The organism is Gimesia panareensis (assembly GCF_007748155.1).
In the GTDB taxonomy this organism is placed as follows: Bacteria; Planctomycetota; Planctomycetia; order Planctomycetales; family Planctomycetaceae; genus Gimesia; species Gimesia panareensis.
Genome location: NZ_CP037421.1, coordinates 4,851,380 through 4,864,811, shown reverse-complemented (window position 1 = coordinate 4,864,811; position 13,432 = coordinate 4,851,380). Strand labels below are relative to the sequence as shown.

Sequence of the window (13,432 nt, the reverse complement as noted above, 5' to 3'; positions counted from 1 at the left end):
ACTATGTCCCTGGTGAGAACGCTGGATCGTCATTCTCAAAGAACAGAATCTGTGCCTGGTCGACTCGCAGCAATTCGGATTGCCCTGATCAGCTTTTTGCGGGGGATCCCCTTGTTTTTCACATCCCGCCCCGGTACTCCGCTGCGCGTGTTGTGCCTGATGGCCTTCGATACGGTTCACGTCCTGCGGACCTCGCGGCGACTCTCTGTGCAAAAGATCCGGGAGCTGGCGGCACTGCTGGATTTCGGATCGTATGCGAATGATTATTATGACGGGAAACAATTTTCCTTCGAGAAATATCAGATGACGCGGCGTCTACTGAAAGCTCATGATTCCAAACTTGTCGTACGGGAATACCTCAATCGTTTAAGAGAGCTGGAAAAGCAACGTCCTGCGACTGGAGGTGACGATCGGAGGCATTCTCAGGCACAACTCTACCGGGAAGTGGTCGTGCGGCTGTCGCTGGGGATGCTGGCGGCAGCGTCTCTGGAAGAAATGACGGTTGAGGAAGGTATCGAAGCCACGCTTCAGACAGCAGATTTCGAACTGTTGTTCCGCATCGTCATGCTCTGTCAGGTGATTGACGATGTGATCGACTATCGGCAGGATGCAGACGCAGGACTGCCGGGGTTGATGACGTGTTCCACTTCACCGACCCGGGCTTTGAAACTGACATCCGCTTCCGCAGCCCGGTATGCAGACCAGCGTAGTCTGTCTACTTCGCCCGCGCTGTTCCCCTTTCGTCTGGCATTATGGGGCGTTGCGGCACTCACTCGGACGGCCATTCTCTATGGCTATGGTCGTATGATCCTGCACGCAGCCTGCTGCTGTTCCGCGCCGGTGACAGAGAATTCTGTCTCAGACAACGCCCGTTCCTGACGCGACTTGGATTGCCCGTAAAGTGCAGTCAGAACATGATTTCGGGTTTCTTTGCGCTTTTTCTATCAGATTTCTGATCAGGCTGTCAGATGCGGGTTTGTGCCGTGTATAAAGTAGTAAAGAAGGTACCGCATTATGACCCCGATTCCCGAAACACGAGCCAGTTTACTGATCCGCGTCCGCGATCCCGCGGATCAGGCGGCCTGGCATGAATTCGTCGAAATCTACCGGCCCGTCATATTGCGGCTGGCCAGACAAAAAGGGATGCAGGCGGCGGATGCCGACGATGTTGCCCAACTGGTTTTAGTCGCGGTTTCCAGAGCCGTTGAACAGCGGCCCCACGATCACGGGCGGGCGAAGTTCCGAACCTGGCTGCATCGTGTCGCACACAACGCCATCCTGAATGCACTCATCCGCGGCAAACCGGATCGAGGATCAGGTGATTCGGCACTGCGGGAGTTGCTGAATCAACAGGCGTCACAGAACGACGCTGATTCGAGCCTGCTTCGCCTGGAGTATCGGCGTGAAGTCTTCCGCTGGGCGGCCCGGCAGGTGCGGCAGGAGTTTCAACAGGAGACCTGGGACCTGTTCTGGCAGACTGCTGTCGAAGAACATGAAATTGAAGACGTTGCCAGAGAGTACGGAAAAAGCCGGGGCGCGATCTATGCTGCCCGCAGCCGCGTAATTCGCAGAATTCAGGAGAAGGTACAACAGTATGAACAGGATTCCTGATCTGGCGACTGTCAGAAAATACAAGTCGACGTGTATCAGTTGTCTGGAGGTAACAAAATGCATCATAAACTAACGGCGTGTAACCCGGATTCGATTGAACTGTTTCTGCAACAGAAACTGAGTGACAGTGAACAGGCCGATTTTGAGCGGCACCTGGATGACTGCAGTGAATGTCGTGCGCAACTGGAAACAGCAGCAGCCAGCGATGAGATCTGGTCTTCAGTCAGAGAATCGTTACAGGATGAGACGCGGTTACTGGATGAACCGCTGGCGGAAGAAAGTGCCTGGGATACAGCGACAGGCCCGGCAGCGTCTTTCTCGCAGTCTTCGATATTAAATCTGCTGGCACCGTCAGACGATGAGCGGATGCTGGGACGCCTGGGCACCTATGAAGTGGTGGGAGTGATCGGTGCCGGGGGGATGGGGATCGTCCTGAAAGCCCTGGATCCTGCATTGAATCGATATGTGGCCATCAAGATACTGGCCCCGCATCTGGGCAGCAGCGGGGCAGCCCGCCAGCGTTTCTCACGTGAGGCACAAGCGGCGGCAGCTGTCGTGCATGACAGTGTGATTGAAATACATGGCGTGGCGGAAACGAAGGGATTGCCTTACCTGGTGATGTCTTACGTGCGGGGACAGTCTCTGCAGCGCCGGATCGACGATTCCGGTCCCCTGGCACTTGTGGAAATCCTGCGGATCGGCATGCAGGCCGCCAACGGACTGGCAGCCGCACATGCACAGGGGCTGGTGCACCGCGATGTCAAGCCGGCTAACATTCTGCTGGCAGATGGTGTGGAACGTGTGAAGCTGACCGATTTTGGACTCGCCCGCGCGGCCGACGACGCCAGCCTGACGCGGACCGGCATCATAGCGGGGACGCCGCAATACATGTCGCCGGAACAGGCACGCGGGGAGGCCGTCGATCAGGCCAGCGACCTCTTCAGCCTGGGGAGCGTGCTCTATACGCTGTGCACCGGTCGGGCGCCGTTCCGTTCGGAAACCAGTTACGGCGTGTTGCGGCGGATTACCGATGAAGAACCGCGTCCCATTCGCGAGATCAATCCCGAGATCCCGGAATGGCTCTGCCAGATCATCGGTCGCCTCATGTCAAAAGAGCCCGCTGAGCGTTATGCCAGCGCCAGTGAGGTCTCAGCACTGCTGGAAGAATGCCTGGCACACGTGCAGCGTCCGACGGAAGTCGCGTTGCCGGAAACTCTGGCGGTAGCGACCAGGCCGCGACGTGTGTTTCGTGTCGTTACGCTGGTTGCCGCCCTGTCAGCGGTGGTGCTGGGGTTCTGCTTCTGGCTGGGAACCGCACCGCCCGACATCGCCGGAAAATGGCGCAGTCCGGAGTGGGGGATCGTCACGCTGAACCACGAAGAAGAGGGGGATTATACGGGGTCGTATCAGCAGCCTGGCAATGCTGCCCCGGGCAGCGTGCGATTGAAGTGGTCGCGCATCGAACGCCGCTTCAACGGGATCTGGCGTGAAGGGGAAGCACGCTTCGGCAAGCTTTCCATCAGACTCGTTGACGATGAAATCCGCGGCGCCTGGACCACCAGTCGCCAGTCCCGTGTGAACCCGGGGACGCCGGAGATGGCCGATCTGCTCTGGGTACGTGTGTCGGCAGACAAGGCCGCACAGCCTGTGATTGATGTTCCGGAAAGCATGCTTTTAAAGGGACAGGTGGTCTCTGTCGCTGAGGGGGAAGCCGTGCTCTCCCTGGGGAAGCAGTTGGGAATCAAAGTGGGGATGCAACTGGCCGTCATTGATCAAGGGAAAATCTGTGGACGGGTCTTCATTACCAAAGTCGAACAGGAGCGATCGGTGGGACGGATCTTCGAGGAAAAAAAAGAGACACCGGTTCAACCCGGTCAGCTTGTGATCTATTTGAAAACGGGGGTGCCTGTTCCTTTGGTTCCACAGTCGGCGCCTGCCCCCACGCCACTTACAGCGGGTACGAGCAATGCACTCCGCCAGATCCATCCTGACTTTTTTGGAAGCAGGGAAGAATCCATTAAGGTCCGACCGAAAACGGCTGCCGAAAAAGCGATTGCTCAGTTGACGTTGATCTCATTTCAGAATCAGACGCATCGGGCAGTGCGCGGCATCATGGTCAACGCTGGCGCGGAAACCTACGTGATTACAGCTGGCCTGGGCCCCGAGGCGAAACCTCCGATCGCCGCGCGCATGTACCTCGATATCCCGGGACGGGGAAAGATTGGACTCGAGTATCAGAAGGAGAGTACGAAAGATTTATACCTCTACCGTGCGCGACGAAAGCTGACCGACTATCGACCGGTGGACGACATCCAGCTGGAAATTGGTGACCAGTTATCGGCGATTCTGTTGGGAGGGACCAGTGAATTATATGTGACTCCCCATGCCACGCGCATCACCACTCTCAGGTACAAAACAAAAACTGACGCTGCCGGAAAGAAAAAGGAGTCTCCGCAACTGGTGGAATTCGGAATCGATCGTAATCTGCCTTCGGGGATTCCCCTCTTCAAAGATGGCAAACTTGTGGGGATCACACGCAGTCGGCCTCGATATGTGAACGATAATCCACAGGGAACCTTTGTTGTACCAGTGGGAGAAATGGTTGAATTATGCGACCGGTTGAAAAGCATTCCCGAATCCAGTTCCACTTTAGTCAGACCAGCCAGCGAAGAATCGGTCAGTTCCTCCCCGTATGGAGTACCGCCGAAAACGGCCGCTGAAAAGGCAATTGCCCGACTGGTGCTGGTTTTCTTTCGGGATCAGTCCCGCCGTGCGATACCCGGAATTCTGGTCAATGTCGGCTCTCAAACATGCGTGGTCACAGCCGGGACAGCAGGGATTGTTCCCGAGGGGGCTCCTGCAGCCGTCGATCGAATGTTTCTTGAGTTTCCCAACCGTCCACCAATAGAAGCAGTCTATCAGCCGCAGAGTACGAAGGAACTATTCGTGTATCGGACACAGCAGAAGCTGACCGACTATCAGCCTTCAGAATATGTGCTACTGGCGGTGGGCGATGAACTCTCGGCCATGTATCCCGGGAGTTCCCCGCAATTTACTATGACCCCGCAGGCAGCACGCATCGTGGCCTTAAACTGTCAAGCGGAACTGTCGTTGCCCCATTTGAAGAAAAAACATCGGTATGAAGGCCTCATACAACTTGATCGCAGTCTTCCTGAAGGGACGCCTCTGTTCAAGGAAGGGCAACTGGCGGGACTGACCCTGGTGGGGACCCGCTTTCTGGGTGAGAATGCAAACAAATCCTACATGCTTCCCATTTCGCGGATTGCGGCGTTCTGTCGTGACTTGAAATTTGACCCTGCAGGCAGGGCGAAACCAGATCCGTCCAGCAGAGTGAAAACTGATCCGGCAGGCAGCAGGCAACTCTCCGATGTCGTTCAGGAATTCAACCAGCAACAACAACTGGATCCCGTCGGCAAGGGGCAGCCACTCCTGACCGATGACGAAGTCGTGGCATCGGTTCGCTGGGCTTTGCTGGAAAAGAAGATTCCAGGACTTTCTGCAGAGCAGCTACAACAGTTTCGCGAAATCGCAGAGCTGCGCAGGTTCGCTGCTGGCTGGCGACTGGAATTCAAAAACGCGCTGGATGGCGAGGATCAGGACCGTTTTCAGGCCTGGCAGGTGCAACTGGTGCTCGATCAACCCCAGGGGCCCCCCTTCATCCACGTGATACGCACACGACTGTTAAATCAACAGGATGCTGCAGGCCAGCCTGTTAAACTAAGTAAACCTGGACCCTTACTGCCAGATAACACACCCCTGGCTGCGGCGATCCATGGATTCAATTCCGCACATCGGAGCCTGGGAGGAATTGATCAACCGCCGCTGACGGAAGAAGAAGTCGTCGCAGCGATCCGCCGGATGAAAACTCGACGCAACGAACTGGATGTGACCAATGCGGAATTCGCGGCGTTGCAGAAAATTGCCGATCAGCGTCAACTCCCTGAAGATGTCGGCTTTGAACTCCTGAACTTGTTTCAACCTGGCGACGGAAATGAGTATTTGATCTGGTCGATTCGGCTGACATTGCCTCGCATTTCGAATAGAGTTCCCTATCCCCGTTATACAATCATTCTCAGAAAACAGTATGTTCGCTCCCAGGCAATCGATAACGGCAAGATCGCCTGGGGGCCCGTTGCTGAGAACGGCTTGCAGGCAGGAGTTCGTTTCGAGCCCCACAAAGAACAGTATGCGACCGGGCAGCAGGTGCTGCCCCGATTCTATTATCGCAACACGGGAGATCAGTTTGTCGAAATCTCGCTTCCCCGTCTAATGACGCACAGTTACTACACGAAACTCTCTGCCGTCGATGACACCGGCAAACCGATTCCCATCGATCAGGACAGAAAACCGGCTGGACCAGTGGGCTGGTGGGTCTTGCCCTTCGGCTTTGGTGTGCAGCATGAAATCCGCGGTCTGCCAATCCGCCTGGGCGATATGGAGCGGGGGCAGGCTGAAACTGTCATTCAGGCGAAACCTGGTCAGTCGGTGCGTGTCCGCTTTACCTTACCCAATTATGCTGATAACAATGCCCCCCCACTGAAGACGGGCGAGATTCGCTTTTCAATGGCAGAACCGGAGAAAGAGCTGGATGCGGTCAGTGAAACGCAGGAATGAAAGCCTGTGTGTGACATTGACGTGTTAACGGTCGGCCACCACAACCCGGCGGCGATAGCTGATCAGGACAACCAGAAACAGGCAGACGACACTGATCGAGAGCGGGAAAAGCACTGTGGTCAGCGAATAGGATTCCAGGGCCAGTAGTGCAAACGTATTTCTGACGAAGAACAGAAAGATAAACAGCAGGCTTTCTTCATACGGACGGTCATAGGCCTTGCGGATGGTCGGACCAAAGCCCAAGAGGTCAATGGTCGTCAACAGGACCACGGCCCATAGTGGATTGGAAGTGAAATACCAGCAGGGAATGGAGAGCAGCGCTGCACTGAAAAACAGTTTGTCGACGCGCGTGATCGAAACATCCGCCCGTTTTACATACGACAGAAAAGCGATGTAAACCGTGATGGTGCCTGAAACGCCGATCGGCCAGGCGCCGGCGCCCCCTTTCGCTTCGAGTTGGGCAAAGAAGACAATCAGTGTGGTAGTGCCCCAGATCAGCCAGGAAAACAGGTGCGGCTTGATTCGTCCCGCGAGAATACCGCGTATATAAGGCACAAAAGCCATGAAAGTCACAGCAATGGCCAGACCGCTGAAGAGCAGTTTAATTCGGGAGTCCATGAAAAATACCGGATGGTTGACAAATGACTTCGCTGACGCAGATTCAGGTGGCGGGAGACACCGCAACACCAGTGTGTGAGTCTGAGAAAGTTAATCAATAGATGGTTTCAGTACCGTTGTCAATCGAGTATAGAACAGATCGGTGATCAAGACTCGACAGTACACTGAGAGCAGCGTACACTGAATCAATCAAATTTTGTTATGACGATCCCTGCCCCAGTCAAAAATCCGAAGTCGTTCAGGAGTCATCCCCATGGATCTGCATCGTCTAATCAGTCTCTCCATTCTTGCCATGACCTGTCTGATGCTGTCCGCGAGTTTCGCAACTGCCGCGGACAAAATCAACTTCGTTCCCGCTGCCGGTAATGGGATTCAGCTTCCTCCGGGACTCACACTCGGTCCCTGTTCCGCCGTCGATTATGACAGTGAAGGGCGGATGTATCTTTTCCACCGGGGAAAGCAGCCGATTCTCTGTTTTGGACCGGATGGTCGGTTCCTCCATTCGTGGGGGGACAAGCTGATCGGCCAGGCACACGGCCTCCGCGTCGACCAGCACGACAATATCTGGGTTACTGATATCGGCAGCCACATGGTTTTCCAGTTCAACCCGCGAGGAAAACTGCTGCTGGCGATCGGTCAGCCGGGCAAACCCGGTACCGGCGAAAACCAGTTCAACAAGCCGACCGATATCGCCTTTGGCCGTCATGATGAAATCTATGTCTCTGATGGCTATGGAAACAGTCGCGTGATGAAGTTCGCCGCAAATGGAAAATATCTGGGCCAGTGGGGAGAGCCCGGCAAGGGACCGGGGCAGTTCAATCTGCCGCATTCGATCATTCTGGATCGCCAGGGCCGCATTCTGGTCGGTGACCGGGAGAACGACCGTGTGCAGGTCTTCAACTCGGAAGGAAAACTGCTGGAGATCTGGCCCGGGTTTGCTCCCTATGGTATGGAGTTTGATTCACAGGGGACGCTGTTTGTAGCAGATGGTCGTGCCAACAAAGTGCTGCAGTTGAATTCCGCCGGCAAAGTAGCGAACTCCTGGGGCCGCAAGGGGGCTGGCCCGGGGGAATTCAATCTGCCCCACATGCTGACAGCGGATACCGCAGGGAATCTCTTCATCGCAGAAATCGGTGGAAAACGCCTGCAGAAACTGCTGCGACAAAAGTAATCTGCGGTTAGAAGACTTCCCTGATCGGGTGACCGCCGTCAGTGAATTCGATGGGCAGGCCGTCTGGTCTTCTCAGTCGTGCGGCGGTATCGATGCCCAGCTTGCGATAGATGGTCTCTGCATAATCGTAAGGGGTGTAGAGGCGATCGGTGACATCGCCGCCCTCTTTATTGGTTGCACCAATCACCTGGCCTCCCGGAACGCCGGCACCAGCCAGCGCGACGGACATCGCACGTCCCCAGTGATCGCGGCCGCCCCATTTATTGACCCGCGGCGTCCGTCCCATTTCGGTGATGAAGCAGACCAGCGTGTCTTCCAGCAGCCCGCGGGTGTGCATATCTTCAATCAGCGCACTGAGGCTCCGGTCGAGGCTGGGCATCATTACGGGATGGGGTAAGCCGAAGCGTTCCTGGTTGCTCATTCCCTGCGGGCCGCCACAGGGACCGTTCTGGTAAATTCCTTCATGGTGGTCCCAGTTCAGGAACACCCCTTTGGGCTGTCCGTAACCGGGGCGGTTGACATGCTCGGGTGGTTGAATCACCGTCACGCTGACAAACCGTACTCCCGCTTCGATCAGTTTCCGGCCCAGCAGGTAACAGCAGCCACGATGATCGCGTCCGTAGCGGTCACGAGTTTTATCACTCTCCGCGGAGAGATTGAGTGAAGCCTGTACCCGGGGACTGGTCAGCAGATCAACGGCGTTTTCATAGTACGACTGCAGCGTCGCGGCTGTTTCCGTCTGCGCAACATCGGACCGATCCAACTGTGCCAGCAGTTCGCGTCGCTGATGGAACCGTTCCGGACTGAGTTTCGGGTTCAACTGCAGTGACTTCACTTCCCAGGCGGGATCGGCGAGATTTTCCCCGAGGTTCTTCGTTCCCAGTTTCCACGGCGCCCGGCTGGCGGGCAGGAACCCAGTGCTGGTTACATGATTGGGCATGTTGATGCCAGGGCAGAAAATGTATCCTGGCAGTTGCGGGCAGTCGGTTCCGATCTGATCGGTGACGACCGAGCCGATATCGGGAAAGTCAAACGAGGAATCGAAGCGGTAACCTTTGAAGAATTCCTGGCAACCCTGCATGTGACCGGCTACGCGGGCCGTTGTCATTGAGCGGATTACAGAGAGTTTATCCGCCTGCCAGGCGGTCATCGGCATCAGGGATGAGAAATTGATCCCCGGAACGTTGGTCGCAATTGGCTGATAGGGGGTGCGATGATCGTAGGGGGCCTGGGGCTTGGGATCCCAGGTATCCATCTGGCTGATGCCACCCTCTTCATAGACCACCAGCACTCGTTTGGCCTGACCGGGCCGGTGAGTGGTATTGCTGGCGACCGCTTGCAGACTCAGCATCTCCGCCAGACCGGCGCCCATCATCCCGGCTGAAACCGAGCGGAGCAGCCGGCGTCGACCGGGATCACAGTCCCTGTGGGTTAATGCGTGTGATAATTCAAGCGGATTTACCAAATCAGCCCCTCACATTCTTGCGCTAAGCAAGTTCTTTAAGCGAGAAAGACTCAAATCAGTGCCGTACTAATTTCTTAACATAGTTTATATCACACATATCGGACAGATCAACGTATAAGTGTGAATAAATATGTTGTGGCGGTCTTATTTATTGCAGTAGGTCATAAAACCACGGACGGCGGCCAGGTACGCTTCCGGTTCGTCGTCTGCGATGGAGTGGGAACTGTTGGCGAAGATCTTCAGGTGGGCGCGGGGAATTTTCTCGGCAATGAGTTCGGAATGCTGTGGGGGGCAGATCCAGTCATGCGCGCCACCCAGCACCAGCGTGGGACAGTTTATGGATGGTAACTGCTCGATCAAGTCGAATGTTTTCAGAAACGTACTGAATCCAATATTGAGCTGCTCGAAGTTCCGAATGCCCCGCGGCCAGCTTTTGTCCAGTTTTTCCGCGTCGAACCGGGTAGAGTACATCGGCCCCATTGTTTTGTAATATTCGTAAACCTGCTCCTGCGATTCGAACTTACCCTCCCACAACCACTGGCAGACGCGCTGCTGGTCCGGGGTACCCCGTTCGCTGACGATCCGCTGAGCATCCTCCAGAAAACGGTAGCTGGGCGTCGTTGCGACCAGAATCAGATTGGCGACACGCTCCGGATACCGAATAGCGTAGCCCTGTGCCACCATGCCTCCATATGATGAGCCGAGAACAGAGATTCGCTCCAGACCCAGATATTCACGCAGGGCGTCCAGGTCATCAATGTTCTGGTCGAGCGTATAAGTGGCAGGATCAGCCGGCGCACTCCGTCCGGAACCACGATGGTCGACAAATACCAGCTGCGCGTTATCGCGGAGCGCTGCGGAATTCGACTTGAAACTGGAGTGATCGCTGCCCGGTCCTCCATGCAGCAGGAACAGCACCGGGCGTTCGACCATCTGATCTCCCGCGGGGACCAGCCCCATCCCGTCGACATCAAAATAGATCTCCGTTCCATTGACTCTGGCTCGCATTGCGTGACTCCTTGAGGGTATTGCTGAAATGATCCCGACAGTCTGGTATACCCGATTCTGATACGACTGAGCAAGGAAAACGGAGCACAGGTTCTGGATCGTCCGTCATCAACCACGGAATTTCTCTTTGCGGTCGATTTGGATTTCAGCTAGAGTAATCAAACACGAGGAACAACAGTATCCTGTTCTCAAACGCGAAAATCACTCTCCGGACCTGCTCGATGAAACTGAAATTCAGATTGTTGATGATCCTGCTGTTGCTGCTCTGCGTTCCCATCCCCGTCTCCGCGCAGACAGACGTCCCAACTCAGACCCGGTTTCAGCAGCGGGGACTGAAAAATCCAAAACAGGGAGGCCTGTACGTGGTCGCCCATCGTGGGGCGCATCAGGGAATTCCCGAAAACTCGCTGGCTGCGTACCAAAAAGCGATCGAACTGGGAGCCGACTTCGTCGAAATCGACATTCGCAAAACGAAAGATGGAAAGTATGTCAGTATCCATAATGCGACGATCGACAAATATGTGACCGGCAAGACGGGCAAGGTGGAAGAGATGACGCTGGCAGAACTCAAAGCACTCGATATTGGCGCGCGGATCGGGCCGCAATGGAAGGGGACACGGATTCCCACTTTCGAAGAGATTCTGAAACTCTGCAAGGGCAAGATCGGCATCTACCTGGATCTGAAACGGGGCAATGTCGACGAACTGGTCAAAATCATCAGGCAACATGGCATGGAACGGGAGATACTCTGGTACGCGTGGCCCCAGGATCTGAATCGTCTGCAACAGGTTTGTCCGAACTGCATCGCGATGCCGGACCCGATCCTGGAGATTAATCTTCCCAATACGATCAAGCAGTTTCATCCGACCGTCATCGCCTCGACCTGGAAACGCTATTCCCGGAAGTTTGTAGAGACCTGCCACCAGGCCAACGCTCTGGTGATTGTAGATGAAAGCAACCCCGACTGCTGGAAGGAGGCGATTGCCTGGGGCTCCGACGGCATCCAGACCGATCATCCCGCGAAACTGATTGAATATCTCAAACAGAATCAGGTTCCCCGTCCCTGATTACTCTTCCTGGTTTGCTCCGATACTGGTCAACACGCAGGACGCTTTTTCTGAATCGTTGAATTGAGGCGAATCCCTTTTCTTCTCTGCCAGTGGAGTATTCAGTGAACGATTTATTCATAAATGACCTGATTTGCTGGGTCAAACACATGAAATGTCCCTCGTGAAAGATTGAGTTTCTCAGTTGAAAACCGTTGCTGAGAGCAGGGGAGTGCTGTTTGTATGAAAAAATTATGTACTTTTTGTTAAGGTCGTGTATAGTTGTGAACTGATGTTTTTGGTTTGCGATTATTTCAGTTTTGAGTGGGAGGGCCTTATGAATTCACAAAAACGCGGTTTCACATTGATTGAACTACTGGTTGTGATTGCCATCATCGCGATTTTGATTTCATTGTTATTGCCTGCTGTCCAACAGGCCCGCGAAGCAGCACGGCGGAGTTCATGCAAAAACAACCTGAAGCAGATTGGGTTGGCCCTGCACAATTACCACGACACGTTTAGCTCGTTTCCCCCCGGGGGCATCACGGTCGGTTCCTGCTGCTCAACGAAAAGCGGGATTAACTGGGCCATCGCAATTCTGCCTTACATCGATCAGGCACCGTTGTTTCAAAAGTACAATTCCAATGTGTTCAATGAAGATTCGGCTAATGCGACGGTCCGCGAACAGAATCTGGTGGTCTACAACTGCCCTTCAGATATTAACGCCGGCAAACTGATGCAACCGGAGAGTGGACCGGGCAGCGGAGTATCATATCGCATGAGTTCCTATCGCGCCGTTTCGGGGAAAACCGACACGAGTGGCTGGATGGATAACGCCGACGGATCAAATCTCCCGTACTCCTGGAGAGGAGTCTTGCACAGTATCGGGACAAACGGTTTCACGGTAGAGCGATTCAATACGATTACCGACGGGACGACGAATACGATCATGGTGGGAGAGTATCATACGAAAAAACATCCTCGCCGCGGTACATTCTGGGCCTACACTTACACCTCGTACAGTCAGTCTTCCTTCGTGGCTCAGCGACGTACTCTGATTCCCGATTACGATCGTTGTGTGGCGATCGGAGGGACCGGAGGCAGTAATGCCTGTAAACGGGGCTGGGGCAGCCTGCACGTCGGCGGGATGCAGGTCCTGCTGGCAGATGGATCAAGTCGATTTATGAGCGAAAACATTGATGTGAATATTTTTCAAAGCCTGGGAACCACAGAAGGAGAAGAAATCATCGGGGAATGGTGAGCCCCCCTGGTGTGTGCTGGACTGTGGTATCTGAGTTGAGAGCATGATTCCAGGTTTGTTTAAGGAGCGTTTTCACAGATGAACTTTTTCTCAATGCTTCGCTTGCTGTTTATGATCATCGCGTCGGTGATTCTCGCGGGATGCGGGTCAGAGGATGTGCCACTGGCGACTGTGGCCGGGACGATTACGATGAACGGAGAACCGCTGCCGGGAGCCACAGTGCTGTTTCGCCCGCGCACGACAGAGGGAGACAGTGAGCGCAAAGGAGCTTCCGAGTCATTCGGCAAAACGGATGAGCAAGGACATTTCGAACTGGCCGTGGTGATGACCGGCGAAACAGGGGCGGTCGTGGGGCCCAACGATGTGATCATTACTCTGGATGCATTCGAGGAAATCCTGCCGAGCTACGATTCAGCCGGAAAAGATCGCCGTGGTCCCAACCCGATTCCCGCTGAATACAATTCGAAAACAACGCTCGAACTCGACGTGCCATCAGGAGGGACGGAGGGCGCCGATTTCAAACTGGTCAATCCTGATTTCAAAGTCCCCGATAAGAGTGCCCATCCGGAAAAAGATGTCTGATGGCGTAGGATTGACCTCCGTTTGAGCAAATCCCG

At 54.9% G+C, this 13,432-nt stretch carries 10 protein-coding genes; 7 read left to right on the top strand and 3 right to left on the bottom strand.

What is annotated here, in order from left to right; translation table 11 throughout:
* The first annotated feature begins 51 nt into the window (after positions 1-51).
* The 3 genes from Enr10x_RS18020 (at position 52) to Enr10x_RS18010 (ending at position 6,246) form a co-directional block, all read left to right on the top strand.
* On the top strand, positions 52-879 hold the full coding sequence (locus Enr10x_RS18020; RefSeq protein WP_145450895.1) for a hypothetical protein: 828 nt from the start codon (positions 52-54) through the stop codon (positions 877-879).
* 135 nt (positions 880-1,014) lie between these two features.
* Complete coding sequence (locus Enr10x_RS18015) at positions 1,015-1,611, top strand: RNA polymerase sigma factor (protein ID WP_145450894.1); 597 nt, start codon at positions 1,015-1,017, stop codon at positions 1,609-1,611.
* A gap of 57 nt (positions 1,612-1,668) precedes the next feature.
* Positions 1,669-6,246 (top strand): protein kinase domain-containing protein, encoded by a 4,578-nt coding sequence (locus tag Enr10x_RS18010; RefSeq protein ID WP_145450893.1) that lies wholly within the window; start codon positions 1,669-1,671, stop codon positions 6,244-6,246.
* A 24-nt stretch (positions 6,247-6,270) separates the two neighbouring features.
* Here the strand turns inward: Enr10x_RS18010 and Enr10x_RS18005 are convergent, their stop codons facing one another.
* The gene (locus Enr10x_RS18005; protein ID WP_145450892.1) at positions 6,271-6,864 is read right to left on the bottom strand and encodes a hypothetical protein; all 594 of its coding nucleotides are present in this window, start codon (positions 6,862-6,864) and stop codon (positions 6,271-6,273) included.
* A 253-nt stretch (positions 6,865-7,117) separates the two neighbouring features.
* Between Enr10x_RS18005 and Enr10x_RS18000 the strand changes: the two genes are divergently transcribed.
* Positions 7,118-8,035 carry a peptidyl-alpha-hydroxyglycine alpha-amidating lyase family protein gene (locus Enr10x_RS18000; RefSeq protein WP_145450891.1) on the top strand — a complete coding sequence of 306 codons (918 nt, stop codon included), beginning with the start codon at positions 7,118-7,120 and terminating at the stop codon, positions 8,033-8,035.
* A 7-nt stretch (positions 8,036-8,042) separates the two neighbouring features.
* Here Enr10x_RS18000 and Enr10x_RS17995 read toward each other — a convergent pair whose 3' ends face one another.
* Together Enr10x_RS17995 and Enr10x_RS17990 are read right to left on the bottom strand one after the other, a co-directional pair.
* Positions 8,043-9,500 carry a DUF1501 domain-containing protein gene (locus Enr10x_RS17995; RefSeq protein WP_145450890.1) on the bottom strand — a complete coding sequence of 486 codons (1,458 nt, stop codon included), beginning with the start codon at positions 9,498-9,500 and terminating at the stop codon, positions 8,043-8,045.
* Between the two features lie 144 nt (positions 9,501-9,644).
* The gene (locus tag Enr10x_RS17990; RefSeq protein ID WP_145450889.1) at positions 9,645-10,508 is read right to left on the bottom strand and encodes an alpha/beta fold hydrolase; all 864 of its coding nucleotides are present in this window, start codon (positions 10,506-10,508) and stop codon (positions 9,645-9,647) included.
* A 221-nt stretch (positions 10,509-10,729) separates the two neighbouring features.
* On the opposite strand from Enr10x_RS17990, the gene Enr10x_RS17985 reads away from it, so the two are divergent.
* From Enr10x_RS17985 to Enr10x_RS17975, 3 genes are all read left to right on the top strand, one after another.
* Positions 10,730-11,575, top strand: coding sequence for a glycerophosphodiester phosphodiesterase (locus tag Enr10x_RS17985; RefSeq protein WP_145450888.1), 846 nt, complete (start codon positions 10,730-10,732; stop codon positions 11,573-11,575).
* A gap of 316 nt (positions 11,576-11,891) precedes the next feature.
* Positions 11,892-12,815: a DUF1559 domain-containing protein gene (locus Enr10x_RS17980; protein WP_197997267.1), complete on the top strand. Its 924-nt coding sequence runs from the start codon at positions 11,892-11,894 to the stop codon at positions 12,813-12,815.
* Between the two features lie 78 nt (positions 12,816-12,893).
* Positions 12,894-13,397: a transthyretin-like family protein gene (locus Enr10x_RS17975; RefSeq protein ID WP_145450886.1), complete on the top strand. Its 504-nt coding sequence runs from the start codon at positions 12,894-12,896 to the stop codon at positions 13,395-13,397.
* Positions 13,398-13,432: the final 35 nt, after the last annotated feature.

Coding starts and splice junctions, on each gene's coding strand:
- Enr10x_RS17980 (WP_197997267.1), top strand. CDS start 11,892: ATGAATTCACAAAAACGCGGTTTCACATTGATTGAACTACTGGTTGTG.
- Enr10x_RS17975 (WP_145450886.1), top strand. CDS start 12,894: ATGAACTTTTTCTCAATGCTTCGCTTGCTGTTTATGATCATCGCGTCG.
- Enr10x_RS17990 (WP_145450889.1), bottom strand. CDS start 10,508: ATGCGAGCCAGAGTCAATGGAACGGAGATCTATTTTGATGTCGACGGG.
- Enr10x_RS17985 (WP_145450888.1), top strand. CDS start 10,730: ATGAAACTGAAATTCAGATTGTTGATGATCCTGCTGTTGCTGCTCTGC.
- Enr10x_RS18000 (WP_145450891.1), top strand. CDS start 7,118: ATGGATCTGCATCGTCTAATCAGTCTCTCCATTCTTGCCATGACCTGT.
- Enr10x_RS18005 (WP_145450892.1), bottom strand. CDS start 6,864: ATGGACTCCCGAATTAAACTGCTCTTCAGCGGTCTGGCCATTGCTGTG.
- Enr10x_RS18015 (WP_145450894.1), top strand. CDS start 1,015: ATGACCCCGATTCCCGAAACACGAGCCAGTTTACTGATCCGCGTCCGC.
- Enr10x_RS18010 (WP_145450893.1), top strand. CDS start 1,669: ATGCATCATAAACTAACGGCGTGTAACCCGGATTCGATTGAACTGTTT.